This is a genomic window from Candidatus Eisenbacteria bacterium (assembly GCA_016930695.1).
Classification (GTDB): domain Bacteria; phylum Orphanbacterota; class Orphanbacteria; order Orphanbacterales; family Orphanbacteraceae; genus JAFGGD01.
Genome location: JAFGGD010000034.1, coordinates 269,946 through 282,726, shown reverse-complemented (window position 1 = coordinate 282,726; position 12,781 = coordinate 269,946). Strand labels below are relative to the sequence as shown.

General features: G+C 68.0%; 15 protein-coding genes. All 15 read right to left on the bottom strand.

Translation table 11 applies throughout. From position 1 onward, the window contains the following. Nucleotides 1–7: 7 nt before the first annotated feature. A complete protein-coding gene (locus JW958_08720) occupies nt 8–1,198 on the bottom strand; it encodes an acetyl-CoA C-acyltransferase (GenBank protein ID MBN1826335.1) in 1,191 nt (396 codons plus the stop codon). Between the two features lie 330 nt (nt 1,199–1,528). Further along, the gene (locus JW958_08715) at nt 1,529–2,017 is read right to left on the bottom strand and encodes a hypothetical protein (protein ID MBN1826334.1); all 489 of its coding nucleotides are present in this window, start codon (nt 2,015–2,017) and stop codon (nt 1,529–1,531) included. A gap of 129 nt (nt 2,018–2,146) precedes the next feature. Further along, entirely contained in the window at nt 2,147–3,076 is a 930-nt protein-coding gene (locus tag JW958_08710; protein MBN1826333.1) for an ROK family protein, read from the bottom strand. Further along, nucleotides 3,076–3,321: a DNA-directed RNA polymerase subunit omega gene (locus tag JW958_08705; protein ID MBN1826332.1), complete on the bottom strand. Its 246-nt coding sequence runs from the start codon at nt 3,319–3,321 to the stop codon at nt 3,076–3,078. Before JW958_08705 ends, JW958_08710 begins: the two co-directional genes overlap by 1 nt. Beyond that, nucleotides 3,322–4,056 carry a dTMP kinase gene (tmk, locus tag JW958_08700; protein MBN1826331.1) on the bottom strand — a complete coding sequence of 245 codons (735 nt, stop codon included), beginning with the start codon at nt 4,054–4,056 and terminating at the stop codon, nt 3,322–3,324. 82 nt (nt 4,057–4,138) lie between these two features. Further along, on the bottom strand, nt 4,139–4,432 hold the full coding sequence (locus JW958_08695) for an integration host factor subunit beta (protein MBN1826330.1): 294 nt from the start codon (nt 4,430–4,432) through the stop codon (nt 4,139–4,141). Between the two features lie 125 nt (nt 4,433–4,557). Then, a complete protein-coding gene (locus JW958_08690; protein ID MBN1826329.1) occupies nt 4,558–5,871 on the bottom strand; it encodes a DUF92 domain-containing protein in 1,314 nt (437 codons plus the stop codon). Next, nucleotides 5,847–6,653, bottom strand: a complete 807-nt coding sequence (locus tag JW958_08685) for an inositol monophosphatase (GenBank protein MBN1826328.1) — start codon at nt 6,651–6,653, stop codon at nt 5,847–5,849. Before JW958_08685 ends, JW958_08690 begins: the two co-directional genes overlap by 25 nt. Next, on the bottom strand, nt 6,650–7,399 hold the full coding sequence (tatC, locus tag JW958_08680) for a twin-arginine translocase subunit TatC (GenBank protein ID MBN1826327.1): 750 nt from the start codon (nt 7,397–7,399) through the stop codon (nt 6,650–6,652). The genes JW958_08685 and tatC overlap by 4 nt, the downstream gene beginning before the upstream one ends. A gap of 58 nt (nt 7,400–7,457) precedes the next feature. Continuing rightward, nucleotides 7,458–7,907, bottom strand: a complete 450-nt coding sequence (nrdR, locus tag JW958_08675) for a transcriptional repressor NrdR (protein ID MBN1826326.1) — start codon at nt 7,905–7,907, stop codon at nt 7,458–7,460. A gap of 12 nt (nt 7,908–7,919) precedes the next feature. After that, the gene (gene rpiB / locus JW958_08670; GenBank protein MBN1826325.1) at nt 7,920–9,632 is read right to left on the bottom strand and encodes a ribose 5-phosphate isomerase B; all 1,713 of its coding nucleotides are present in this window, start codon (nt 9,630–9,632) and stop codon (nt 7,920–7,922) included. A gap of 102 nt (nt 9,633–9,734) precedes the next feature. Next, entirely contained in the window at nt 9,735–10,247 is a 513-nt protein-coding gene (locus JW958_08665) for a low molecular weight protein arginine phosphatase (protein MBN1826324.1), read from the bottom strand. Nucleotides 10,248–10,367: 120 nt separating this feature from the next. Further along, nucleotides 10,368–11,012, bottom strand: coding sequence for an L-threonylcarbamoyladenylate synthase (locus JW958_08660; protein MBN1826323.1), 645 nt, complete (start codon nt 11,010–11,012; stop codon nt 10,368–10,370). After that, nucleotides 11,012–11,491 (bottom strand): 5-(carboxyamino)imidazole ribonucleotide mutase, encoded by a 480-nt coding sequence (gene purE / locus JW958_08655; GenBank protein MBN1826322.1) that lies wholly within the window; start codon nt 11,489–11,491, stop codon nt 11,012–11,014. The genes JW958_08660 and purE overlap by 1 nt, the downstream gene beginning before the upstream one ends. Next, nucleotides 11,488–12,756: a phosphoribosylamine--glycine ligase gene (purD, locus tag JW958_08650; GenBank protein MBN1826321.1), complete on the bottom strand. Its 1,269-nt coding sequence runs from the start codon at nt 12,754–12,756 to the stop codon at nt 11,488–11,490. Before purD ends, purE begins: the two co-directional genes overlap by 4 nt. Nucleotides 12,757–12,781: the final 25 nt, after the last annotated feature.

The following is a 12,781-nucleotide window of genomic DNA, read 5'->3' as shown; positions in this document are numbered from 1 at the left end:
CTCCCTCCTAGGCCTTTTCCACGGAGAGCGCCAGGCCGACGCCTCCGCCGAGGCAGATCGACGCGAGACCCCGCCGGCCGCCCCGTATGCCGAGCGTGTGAAGGAGCGTGACCAGGATTCGCGCGCCGCTCGCTCCGAGCGGATGGCCGAGGGCGACGGCGCCCCCCTCGGGGTTCACCCGCTCCGGATCCCAGCGGAGCGTCCGCCCGTCCAGGATCATCTGCGCGGCGAAAGCCTCGCTCATCTCGATCCAATCATAATCGCCGATCGAACGGCCGGTTCTCTCCATCAGGCGATGGATCGCCCGAACCGGCGTCTCGAAAACCCTGCTCGGCTCGGCCGCCGCCGAGGCGTAACCCTCGATCCGGGCGAGCGGCTCGATCCCCGCCCGCTCGGCCGCGCCGGCGCCGACGAGAACCACCGCCGCCGCGCCGTCCGCCAGACCCGAGGAGGTCCCGGCGGTCACCGTTCCCCCCTCCGTGAAGCAGGGCTCCATCTTGGCGAGCCCCTCCGCCGTCATGCCGGCACGCGGTCCCTCGTCGGCGTCGAAGACGCGGGATCCTCCGTTCGGGAGGGGGGTGTCCACCGGGACGATCTCCGCGCGGAATCGCCCCCCCTCTCGGGCCGCCGCCGCCCGCCGGTGGCTCTCCAGAGCGAGCTTCTCCTGCTCCTCTCGGCCGATCCCCGCCTCCGCGGCGACGCGATCCATGATCCGCCCCATCGCTTCGCCGCTGAAAGCGCAGAAAAGACCGTCCCGGTTCACGGCGTCGGCGAGATGCAGGTCCCCGGACCGGACGCCGGAGCGCGCCCCCTCGAGATAGTGGGGCGCCCGTGAGAGGCTCTCCATCCCGCCCGCGACGACGGCATCCGCCTCGCCGAGGGCGATCCGTCCCGCGCCGAGCATCACCGCGCGCAACCCGGAGCCGCACACCTGGTTCACCAGATACGCGTCCGTCTCCGCCGGGAGCCCCGCCCGGAGCGCCGCCGCCCGCGCCGGTCCCTGGCCCGCGCCCGCGCCGAGCACGTTTCCCAAGACGACCTCATCGATCGACTCCGGTGGAATCCCGGAACGCCCGACCGCTTCCCGGACCGCGGCGGCGCCCAGTTCGACAACGGAGACGCCGGCGAGTCCCTTTAGGTATCGACCGATCGCGGTGCGCGCCGCGCCGGCTATCCAGACCTCCCGCCTCTCCGCCACGACTCCTCCTCATCATCATTCGTTCCGGACGGGGCGGACCGTCGACCGGGTCCGTCGATCCGGAACGATCGCCCAGCCGGATCAGCGCCGGGCGCACCGGACCCCGCCGTCGAGGCCGCCGAGGAACGTCTACCCGCACGCACTCCTCCGTACGAGAGAGGGGAATCTCCCGTCATTTCGGAGGAACGAGCCCACGGCGCCCGCCCCCGAAACGGACCGCCGCCCATCCGGACGCGAAAGGATAACCGGCTGCGATTCGCGAAGTTCGCTTGGAGAATAGTGTCTCGTCACCGGGGTGTCAACCGGCGGCGGGGAAGCGCGCGGGGAGAATCAGCGGTTCAGCAGCGTCTCGACGGAGAGTTCTCGGTCGCTCAGGATCGCCTCTCGGGAGAGCGCGTAGGATAGGATCAGGAAGGAAGCGACGAGCAGGAGCGCGGAGAGGAAGAGGACCGCTTTCAGGAAACGGGACGAGGGAAAACGGAGCCGCCGTTTCGGGGCGCGAAAAGCGACGCCGGCGTCGCTCTCCTCCCGAACCCGGGCCGCGACCGATTCGATGAGCGCGTAGACCCGGTCCATCTCCTTCACTTCGGCGAGAGAGACCACCAGTCCGTCCGCTTCCGTTTCGACGCGGTAGGGAAAGCCGCCGAGCAGCTCTTTTCCGTCGCCGCCCCGCAGGGGGAGCCTCACCCTCTCCGAGTCCTCGACGCGGAAAAGCTCGCGGCCGTCCCGGCGGAATGAGCGGGATCGGCCCGCCTCCCGCTTCTCCAGGTGCGAGAAACGGGCTTCCAGCAGAAGCAGGTTTTCCATCTTCCCGGCCATAGCGTTCCTTTCCATACCAATGATCGGCCGGAACCCCTCGAACCGTGAGATCCGCGTGCCGAAAGGGACGCCCCCCGGTGGGACAAAGAGAACAAAGTAGGTCGTTTCTTGGAAAGGGGGGACGGGATGTCAGAGTCGGGAGATCACCAGTTCGGCGGCGCCCACCAATCCGGCATCGGTGCCGAGCGACGCGGGGAGCACCTCGAATCGATCCCTCTGCGAGACGAAGATGGAGTCACGGGCTTCGCGAATCGCCGGCTCCACGAGAAGGTCCCATTCGCGGGCGAGACCGCCGCCGATTACGATCCGGTCCGGATCGAGAACCTTTTGCAGTGAAGCGATTCCGCGACCCAGAAGAACGGAGGCTTCACGGATCACCTCCGATGCGAGGCGGTCCCCCTCCCGGGCGAGGTGGAAGATGGCGTGGCAGGAGATCTCCTTCGGTTCGCCAAGCCGTCTCTGGTAGGTCCTTTTGATCCCCTCGGCGGATGCGTAGACCTCGAGACAGTCGACGGCGCCGCAGCGGCATCGGATCCCCTCGCCGCCGATATAGATATGGCCCACCTCGCCTGCCATGCCGCCGGCGCCGACCAGGATGCGGCCGTCCTGTATGAACCCTCCCCCCACGCCGGTGCCGAGGGTGAGACCGAGGAGGCTCCGCACGCCACGGCCCGCCCCCCGGCGGTGCTCACCGAAGGCGGCGACGTTGGCGTCGTTCTCGAGAGAGACGGGGACGGAGAAACGTTCCTCTACGCGCCGGCGGAGGGGCACGTTGTTCCACCCCGGCCGGTTGGGCGCCTCCAATACGGTTTCTCTCTCCCGGTCGATGGGACCGCAGGATCCGATACCGATTCCGAGAAGGCCGGAGAGTTCCTCGCCGGCGAGGAGATCCTCCAGAAGGACGAGAAAGAAGCGGACCTGCTCGTCCGCGTCGCCGTGGGGAAGCTGCTTTTCCAGCCGGTTCCCCATCTCCCCCCGGGGAGAGAAGAGGGCGGCGCGGCAATGCGTGGCGCCGAGGTCGACACCGACGACGAATCGGGAAAACCGTCCGGACAGCATCACTCTCCCTTCGGTTCCTCCGCCGATTCATCACCGTCCGGGGGCTTGGAGCCGTCGTACTCGATGGCGTCGTCGAAGGCTTCGTTCAGGGCGCGGTCGATGATCTTCCGGGACTGATCCGGGTCGCGAAACCGCTGCACGTCGTTCAACTGGCGGGCGCGCAGAGCGGCGACAACGACCATTTCATAAATGTTGTCCACTTTGGGTACGGATCGGGTGAAGGTGGATTCCGTTTTTTTCTCCATCTACTCCTCTCCCCATTCGGAAAGCGGGCCCTCCTCCGCACCGCCCAGAGTCAACCGGAGTTGGGAACGATCCTCCGGGGCCGCGCCTCCCTCCCGCCGGCGAATCTCCTCCTGGTCACGGAGCAGATTCCAGATCTCCCTGTGAAGGGAACGGATCTCTTTTTCGCCGTCGAGCCGGTGCATGTTCATCGCCTCGCCGATGGAGCTGGCGGCGAGGCGCAGGTAGTTCTTCCGCACCACGGCCAGTTTATCCAGCCCCTCGAACAGTTCCGTCTCCCATCGCTCCCGCTCGATCCGCCTCAGGCAGACCGGAGCGGGGACGTCGATTAGAAAGGTGACGTCCGGAAGGATCGCTTGGACGTTCACCTCGCGTACCCAGCGAAGATCGCAGCCGAGGGATTGGTAGGCGTAAGAGGAGAGCAGGTAGCGGTCGGTAATGACCGTTACCCCCTCCCGCAGTTTGGGCAGGATCTCGGCGTGCAGGTGATCGATCCGGTCCGCGGCGAAGAGGAGCGCCAGAAGATCGTCGGGAAACGGATCGAGGGGACGCCCCGCGCGGGGAGAAACGAGACGCCTCTTGAGGACCAGGGAAATCAGGTTCCCCACCGGTCCCTCGGAGGGTTCTTTCGTCAGGTGAACGGGCAGTCCCTCTTCATCCAGCCGGTCGGCCAGGAGCCGCGCCTGTGTCGTCGTTCCCGCCCCGTCCAATCCCTCGAAGGCGATGAAGAGACCCATCCACACCTCCTTCCCGCGGCGCGTCTTGCCGCCCCGATCGGCGTGGACCGATTCCCGGGGCCGCCCGCCCTCCGGGGAGTAACTACGATCCGCTTTCGTTCCTCTGGTTGATCCGGTTTTTCAGCTCCTTCGAGACCTTGAACACCGGCACCCGGCGGGCGGGAAGAGGCACGGGATCGCCGGTCCGCGGATTCCGCGCCGTCCGCGCCTTGCGCTCCTTGACCTTGAACGTGCCGAACCCGCGAATCTCGATGTGGTTGCCGCTGCGGAGCGCGTCCTTGATCGCGCGGAGGAACTCGTCGACGGCTTCCGCCGTGTCCTTTTTTGTCAGGCCGGTATTGCCTGCGATCTGTTCGACCAGGTCCGCCTTCGTCATATCTTCCCTCCTTTCTTCCACGCGCGGCCCGTCCGGCGGGGACTTGGACCGCGCCTGTAGAATTGATACAGCAGGGATTCCACCCTGTCAAGCCAAACCGCTTGGTTTTTCAACCGGTTCCACGATCAGGTCGGAGGCGTTCTTCCGGCGCCCGTCACGGAAAGAACGAGAAGAACGATGAGCGCCGCCGCGAGAGCGGCGAAGAAGTTCACCTCGCCGTTGGTGAGGCGGCCCGCGCGCTCCGCCGTCGCGCCGAGAACGCTGTCCCCGAGGGAGCCCGCGAAGCCGGCCGCGGCGGCGATCGCGGCGACGGAGGGATCGACCAATCCGACGGCCGAGCCGACGGCGGCGATCAGAAGCGCTCCGGCGGCGCCGGCAATGCTCCCGAGCGGGGTGACGGCGCCGTTCGTTCCCGGTGCGACCGGGCGGCCGCCGGTGATCAGGCGGGGCGGCCGCCGGGAGAGAAGGCCGATCTCGCTCTCCAGAGTGTCCGCAAGCGGCGCGGCGACGGCGGCGAGAAAGGCGGCCCGGAGCGTGGCCGATCCGGAGAGGCCGGCGAGAAGCGCGAGAAGGGAAGCGGGTCCCAGGTTTGCCGCGGCGTGGCGGGCGGAGCGCTCCGGGGGTCCGGCGCGGCGGATCAAGCCCGCCGCGGAACCGAGAACGATGAAGAGAAGGAACGGGAGAAAACCGCGCCAGCCGAGGAAAAGCCATGGGACGATGGCGAGCCCCGATCCGGCGATCGCGCCGGCGCGGTCGAAAGCGCGGGCGCGTAAGCCCACCAACGACGACAGGAAGAGAACGGCCGCCGCCGCCGGAACGCGCGCGCCGATCTCGCCCGGGCCGATAACCGAACCCGGCGCGAGAACTCCGAGAAGCGCCCCGGAGGAGAGGATAACGGTAAGGTTGTCTCCCCCTCGAACCGGCAGGCTCTCGACGAGCGCGCCGAGAAGCGCCGGCCCGGCGAGGAGCGCGAAGGCGTTCGAGAGTGGAAGATCGCCGATCCACGCGGCGGCGAGCGCGCCCGCGGGGAGCGCGGCGAGGAGGAAGGCGGCCGTCCCGGCCACGCTCTTTCGCCGGTTCCAGGGGAGGGCGGGGCGCGGGAGGAACCGCCCGGCCAACCAGGCCGCGGAGTCCCCCGCCGCCAGAATCGCCCAAGCCCCCGCGGCGATCTCCGGCCTCTCGGGAAAGAGAAAAAGGAAGAGTGCGGTCCCCGCCGGGAACGCGGCGACCGCCGCGGTGAAACGAAACCAGCTCTCCCCCAGTCTCGCGATCCGGCGGAAGAGCGTGGGGCCGAGGGGGAGGAGCGCGAGAGTGAAGAGAAAGGCGGCCGCGGCGGCCCGGTCCGGCGGAAGCGCCCGCAGAACCGGAAGCCCGAGGAGGGTACCCAGATGAACCGCCTTGCGCAGCGGCTCCCCTACGCTTCGTCCCGCAGCGCCCAACCCTTCGCCTCCGCCGTTTCAGCGATTTGATCGAGGAGGAAAGCGTGAATCGCCGGGTTGCCGGCGACCAGTTCCTTACGCTCCACCATTGCATCGCCGCCGAGAAAATCCGTCACTACGCCCCCCGACTCGCGCACCAGCAGGATCCCCGCCGCCACGTCCCAGACATTCAGGTTCATTTCCCAAAAACCGTCGAATCGCCCGGCGGCGACGGAGGCGAGATCGAGCGCGGCCGAGCCGGCCCGCCTCACCCCCTCGACGCGATGCACCACCCTGTCGAACACGGGAACACCGTCCGGGATTCTGTTGGAGCGGACGCACGCGAAGCCGGTGGCCACCAGCGCCCGGAGGGGATCGTCGACCGCGCTCACCCGAATCGGTTCACCGTTCAAGCGCGCCCCTCCTTCCGCCTCGGCGGCGAAAGTTTCGCGTAGAGACGGCGCGTGCACCACGCCGGCGAGAAACCGCCCCTTCTCGGCGCGGGCGACGGAAACGGAAAAGAAAGGAAACCCATGAAGGAAATTGGTCGTGCCGTCGAGCGGGTCCACGTACCAAACACCGCCGGTCCCCCCGATCTCCCCCCCCTCCTCTTCCGCCCGGATCCGGTCGTCGGGAAATCGCTCACGGATCCTCCGGATCAGGAGTTCCTGCGCCTCACGATCCGCGACGGTCACCATGTCCTTCTCTCCCTTGTAGACCACGGTGGAGCGGTCCAAGGCGCGGAAGTGTCGAAGAAGAAGTCGCCCCGCCTCGCGGGCCGCCTCCTCGGCGAATCGGATCACGGGGTCCCTCCTTCTTTTTCTTTCTCCTTCTCTTCTTCTCTCTCGCCCTCCTCGTCTTCCCGCCGGCGACGGCGGTGGATCGCCGCGGAGAGAAGAACGGAGAGGAAGTAGAGGGCGAGAACGGGCACTCCCATGAGAATCTGGGAGGCCACGTCCGGCGGCGTAAGCGCCGCGGAGGCGACGGCGATCACCACCACCGCGAGCCGCCAGCTCCGGAGCAGACCGCGCGGCTCGACCACACCCGCCCAGGTGAGCAGGGAAACCACAAGCGGCAGCTGAAAGACGACGCCGAAGGCGATCACCAGCTTGGAGACGAAACCGAAGTAATTCCCCGCCGAGATCATGGGGGTCAGATTCTCGGTGCCGAAGCCGAGGAGAAAAGCGAAGGCGATCGGCACGAGAACGAAAAACCCGAATAGGGCGCCCAGGAAGAAGAGGACCGTCGAGGAAAATGCCAGGCCGGTGAGAACGCGCCTCTCCCGCGTGAAGAGACCGGGCGCCACGAAGCCCCAGACTTTATAGAGCACGAAGGGGAGCGCGGCGAAAAGACCGATCAGGAGCGCCGTCTTGAGCCGGAGCGTGAACGCCTCGGCGGGACCGAGGAAGACGAGCTTTCCCGCCGGCCGAATGAGCAGGTCCACCGCCCGCTCCGAAACGAACCAGCCGCCGACGGCGAGGAGAATCACCGCGAGACCGGAGTGAATCAGTACCCCCCGCAGCTCCTCCAGGTGCTCCAGGAGGGACATCCGTCTCTCCCGGTCCCGGTGTCGCTCCCCAGAAGCCATGGCCGGCCCTCGCCCCCGTTCATTTTAAGAGTGAACGGATTTCCTCGAGGAACTCGCCGGCGTCCTTGAAGCGCCGGTAGACCGAGGCGAACCGCACGTAGGCCACTTCGTCCAGGCCGCGCAGATCCGCCATCACCGCCTCGCCGATGGTCCGGCTCGACACCTCCCGATCCCCCGCTTCGGCGATCGCCGTCTCCACACGGTCCACCAGCGCGTCGATCGCCTCCCGCGACACGGGACGCTTCTCGCAGGCGGTCAGGATACCGCCGACCAGTTTCTCCCGCCGGTAAGGCTCCCGCCGGCCGTCCTTCTTCACCACCAGGAAGTGCGAGGGTTCCACGTATTCGTATGTCGTGAACCGGTGGCCGCAGGCGGAGCAAAGGCGCCGGCGGCGGACCGCCCGCCCCTCCCGTACGGAACGGGAATCCACCACCTTGTCCTCGTCGACCCCGCAGGATGGACACCGCATCGGCGCGCCTTTCTATAGACCGTAAAGGGGGAACTCCCGGCAGAGCGTCTCCACGTCGGCGCGGACCGCGTCCAGGTTCTCCTCGTTCTTCGGATCCTCGAGAACCCGGGCGATGAAACCGGCGATTTGCTCCATCTCCGGCAGGCCCATCCCCCGGGTGGTCACGGCGGGCGTGCCGATCCGCACGCCGCTGGTGATGAAGGGGGATCGTTCGTCGAAGGGAACGGTGTTCTTGTTCGCCGTGATTCCCGCCGTGTCGAGCGCCCTTTCCGCCTTCTTGCCGGAGATCTCGCTCTCCCGGAGGTTGATCATGAGCAGGTGGTTGTCCGTGCCCCCCGATACGAGCCGGAAACCCTTTTGCAGGAGCGCGCCGGCCAGCGCCGCGGCGTTGGCCACCACTCGCTTCTGATAGTCCCGGAATCCTTCGGTGGCCGCCTCGCGGAAACAGACCGCCTTGGCGGCGATACAGTGCTCCAACGGCCCTCCCTGCATGCCGGGGAAAACGGTCTTGTCGATGGCGGCGGCGTGTTCCTCCTTGCAGAGGATCAGCCCGCCCCGGGGTCCACGCAGTGTCTTGTGGGTGGTGCTGGTGACGATGTCCGCGTAGGGGACCGGGTTCGGGTGGACGCCGGCGGCGATCAGTCCGGCGATGTGGGCCATGTCCACCATCAGGTAGGCGCCCACCTCGTCGGCGATCTCCCGGAAGGCGGCGAAGTCGATGGTCCTTGAGTAGGCGGAGTAGCCGGCGACGATCATCTTCGGCTTCGCCTCACGGGCGACGGCCCGGATCTCGTCGAAGTTCAGCGTTTCCGTCTCCCGGTTCACCTCGTACTGGGCGACCTTGAAAAAGCGCCCCGAGAAGTTGACCGGGTGGCCGTGGGTGAGATGACCGCCATGAGAAAGGTTCATTCCCAAAATGGTATCGCCGTATTCGAGGAGCGCGAAGTAGGCGGCGATGTTCGCCGAGGCGCCGGAGTGGGGCTGCACGTTGGCGTGGTCCGCCCCATAGAGCGCCTTCAATCGCTCCCGGGCGAGTTCCTCCGCCACGTCCACGTACTCGCACCCGCCGTAGTACCGCTTGCCCGGGTACCCCTCGGCGTACTTGTTGTTCATCGTCGACGCGAGGGCTTCCAAAACCGCCTCGCTGGCGAAGTTCTCGGATGCGATCAACTCGAGCTTGGTCTCCTGTCGCCGGCGTTCGTTCAGCACGGCATGGGCGATTTCCGGATCGTCTCGGAAGAGATAGTGAAAGCGGCCGCCGCCGGGAGGGGCGGGGCGATCGTCCGGTTCCTCGAAGGGCTCGTCCACCGCGACGACCCGCCGCTCGTGGCGCCCACCCTCGAATGCCTCGTCGAGCCAGGTCCCGAGAATCGCCCGCGCATCCGCGTCCTTCAAGGAGCGGCCCGCCAGGCAGAGGACGTTCGCGTCGTTGTGGGCGCGGGAGAGCCGGGCCGTCTCCTCGTCCATGCAGAGGGCGGCGCGCACTCCCTGTAGCCGGTTGGCGGTGATCGACATTCCCACGCCGGTGCCGCAGATCAGGACGCCCCTCTCCGCGACGCGGTGGCGCACCATCCGCGCCACGCGGTAGGCGTATCCCGGATAGTCGGCGGATTCCCCCGTGTCGGGGCCCGCGTCGATCCCTTCGTGGCCGAGCTCGACCAACCAGCCCAGTATTTTTTTCTTGAGTTCAAAACCAGCGTGATCCGAACTAATTGCGATTTTCATTCCGTCACCTTATGCGCCCACCGGCCGTCGGGCCGGTTCGCTCCCGCCCCGAATCGGACGGGCTCCCCGTTCTCGAACCGAACCCTCCGCCGGGTCCGGCCTTCATTCTTTCCAGCGCCCCTCCGGACCGCCGTCGCTCCCGAAAAGGCGTTCCCCGATTTGTTTCCATCCCCGCCGGAGCGCCCGGCGGATCTCCTCGAAAGTCCCCCGGTACACATCCAGCGTGGATCCGAAGGGATCGCTCACATCCCGTAAGGAGCGCTTCCCCCCCTCCGCGTCCAGGTCGTGGAGGAGCACCGTTTTGACGTCCGCTTCCGGGTCGAGATCCAGAACCGTCCTGCGGTGATGGCGGGCCATCACTACGATCAGGTCCGCCCGCCGCACCAGGTCCGCGGTGAGCCGGCGGGAACGGGTCCCGTCGATGTCGACCCCGCCCTCTTCCGCCGCTCGTCGCGCCTCCGGGCTCGGAGGTTCGCCCGGGAGCGCCCCCGTGCCGGCGGAGACCGCCTCCACGCGGTCCTTCCACGATTCGGGGAGGAGGGAACGGAACAATCCCTCCGCCATCGGGCTGCGGCAGGTGTTTCCGGAGCAAACGAAGAGGACCAACCGTTTCATTCCGTCTCCCGGCGGAGGCGGAGCGTTCCGCCGAAGACTCCGACGAGCCTGATGGATCCACGGATTTCCTGTCGCGGAATTTCGCGCGCAACCCAGGCTAACGGATCGCCCCGGGGGCCGTCAAGGAGAGCCCCCCTCCACCCCTTCCTCGAATCCCTCGATCGGGAAGGGGCCCGCTCGCAAAAGCCGTGGCGGGTCGAAGGTGGCGTCCACAAGCGCCGAGGGGGGACCGACCGGGTCGAATCGCGGCCCGGCGACGATCAGGTCCGCTTCCTCCCCGAAGAGTATCGTTAGGCGGTCCGGGTCACCCTCCGGCTCCCCCCCATCCCGGTTCGCGGAGGTGGAGATGAGGGGGCGGTCCGCGAGGCGAACCCAGCCGCGGAGCCAGTCCCGGTCCGGCACCCTTACCGCCACTCCTCCCCTCGGTCCCGCGGCGGGGGAGCCGGAGATCGCGGGGAGGACGAGGGTGAGCGGGCCGGGCCAGTAGCGGTCCGCCAGCCTCCGGGCGGCGGCGGGGAACCGGGAGGCGACCAGACGCCAGCGCTCCGGCTCGTCGAGAAGGAGGAGGAACGGCTTGTCGGCCCCGCGCCCTTTCACGGCCCGGATCTTCCTCCATACGGCCGGGTCGAGCCCGTCGCCGCCCAGACCGTACATGGTCTCCGCCGGGTAGACGATGAGGGCGCCCTCCCGGATGGCGCTCGCCACCTCCGCGGCGCCCACGCCTTCCCGGCAGAGATCGAGCGAAACAACTTTCGCTCTATACATTATTCGTCCTTGTCTCTCTCGGATCGTATCAAGTTCTGATATCGTCGAAGGCGCCGCCGGAGGGCGGGATCCCGGCGGGCGAGCATGCGGGCGGCGAGCAGCGCGCCGTTCTTCCCCCCCGCCTCGCCGATGCCGACGGTGCCGACGGGAACGCCGGGAGGCATTTGCACCATGGAGAGAAGGGCGTCCATCCCGCGGAGAGGCCCCGCCGGCGCGGGCACGCCGATCACCGGCAAAAGCGTGTAGCTCGCCAGCACGCCGGGGAGCGCCGCGGCGAGACCCGCCACGGCGATGATCGCCTCGAGACCGCGCCTCTCGGCGCTCCCCGCGTAGCGCCGCACCTCCTCCGGATCCCGGTGGGCGGAGGCGACCACGCATTCCGATGGGACGCCGAGCCGGTCGAGCACCCGAACCGCCGCGGCGGCGATCGCCTCGTCGCTCCGGCTCCCCATGATGACGCCGACCCGCGGGGCGCTCATCCGCGCACCCCCGGCCGGCCGATGTCGGGACGCATCTGCATCCCCGGAAAGCGGATCCCGCCGGCGAAGGCGTAGGCGGCGGCGAGCGCTTCCTCCAAAGTCGAGCCGCGGGCGACCACGTTCACCACACGACCGCCGGCGACGGTCCAATCCTTTCCCCGCCGAACGGTGCCGGCGTGGTACACGCGCACCCCTTCGGGCGGCTCCCGATCCAGCCCTTCGATCGGATCGCCGAAGCGAGGCTTCCCCGGGTATCCCTCGGCGGCGAGCACCAGGCAGGCCGCGGCGCCGGGCCGGAAACGAATCGGCCCATCGATCCAGTCTCCGCGGGCGATCGCGGCCATCCGGGGGAGAAGGTCCTCTTCCACCAGTTCCAACACGGCCTGCGTCTCCGGATCGCCGAAGCGGCAGTTGAACTCGAGCACCTTCGGCCCCTCATCGGTCAGCATCAGCCCGGCGTAGAGAATGCCCCGGTAGGGGCTCCCCTTCTCCGCCATCACATGAAGCACGGGACGGAAAATCTTTTCCCGCACCATCTCCATGACCGTTTCGTCCACGCCGGGAGCGGGCGCGATCGCACCCATACCGCCCGTGTTCGGCCCGGTTCCGTTTTCGCCTATCCGCTTGTAGTCCCGCGAGGAGGGAAGGAGAACCAGGTCCTCGCCGCGCACCAGCGCGAGCACGGAAAGCTCGTCCCCCCGGAGACACTCCTCGAAGAGAATCGTCTCACCCGCTTCGCCCAGTTCCCGGCGTTCCAGAAGGCGCTCCGCCTCGGCGAGCGCCGCCTGGGCGGTCTCACGAATGGAGACCCCCTTCCCCGCGGCCAGCCCGTCCGCCTTCACCACCACCGGAAGGCCGACCGCTTTGAGGGCGTGGGGCACCTCGGCGACGCACCGGATCGCCCGGCTTTTCGCCGTCGGTACACCGGCCTCCTCGAGCACGCGCTTGGTGAAAACCTTGCTCCCCTCGAGACGCGCCGCGTCCCGGCTCGGACCGAAAAGCAGGTGCCTGGTTCCGCAGAAGCGGTCCGCCGCGCCGGCGACGAGGGGCGCCTCGGGACCGATCAGGGTGAGATCGACCGATTCGTCTTTCGCCATCGCCAACAGATGGTCCGGTCGCCACCCCTCGCCCGGGACGATCCGCGCCGGCGGAACAAATCCGTCGCGCCCGGGGAAAACCATCAGATCGGAACAATCGGGAGAAGAGGAAAGCGCGTGGAGCAGCGCGTGCTCCCTGCCGCCGCTGCCGACCACCAGAACACGCAAGGGAATTCCCTCCTCGAAAACGGAA

What these genes read in the sequence shown, in the direction of transcription:
- JW958_08710 (MBN1826333.1), bottom strand. Translation starts at nt 3,076, where the DNA reads ATGCTGTCCGGACGGTTTTCCCGATTCGTCGTCGGTGTCGACCTCGGC.
- JW958_08660 (MBN1826323.1), bottom strand. Translation starts at nt 11,012, where the DNA reads ATGTATAGAGCGAAAGTTGTTTCGCTCGATCTCTGCCGGGAAGGCGTG.
- purE (MBN1826322.1), bottom strand. Translation starts at nt 11,491, where the DNA reads ATGAGCGCCCCGCGGGTCGGCGTCATCATGGGGAGCCGGAGCGACGAG.
- JW958_08705 (MBN1826332.1), bottom strand. Translation starts at nt 3,321, where the DNA reads ATGGAGAAAAAAACGGAATCCACCTTCACCCGATCCGTACCCAAAGTG.
- JW958_08665 (MBN1826324.1), bottom strand. Translation starts at nt 10,247, where the DNA reads ATGAAACGGTTGGTCCTCTTCGTTTGCTCCGGAAACACCTGCCGCAGC.
- JW958_08715 (MBN1826334.1), bottom strand. Translation starts at nt 2,017, where the DNA reads ATGGCCGGGAAGATGGAAAACCTGCTTCTGCTGGAAGCCCGTTTCTCG.
- rpiB (MBN1826325.1), bottom strand. Translation starts at nt 9,632, where the DNA reads ATGAAAATCGCAATTAGTTCGGATCACGCTGGTTTTGAACTCAAGAAA.
- tatC (MBN1826327.1), bottom strand. Translation starts at nt 7,399, where the DNA reads ATGTCCCTCCTGGAGCACCTGGAGGAGCTGCGGGGGGTACTGATTCAC.
- tmk (MBN1826331.1), bottom strand. Translation starts at nt 4,056, where the DNA reads ATGGGTCTCTTCATCGCCTTCGAGGGATTGGACGGGGCGGGAACGACG.
- JW958_08695 (MBN1826330.1), bottom strand. Translation starts at nt 4,432, where the DNA reads ATGACGAAGGCGGACCTGGTCGAACAGATCGCAGGCAATACCGGCCTG.
- nrdR (MBN1826326.1), bottom strand. Translation starts at nt 7,907, where the DNA reads ATGCGGTGTCCATCCTGCGGGGTCGACGAGGACAAGGTGGTGGATTCC.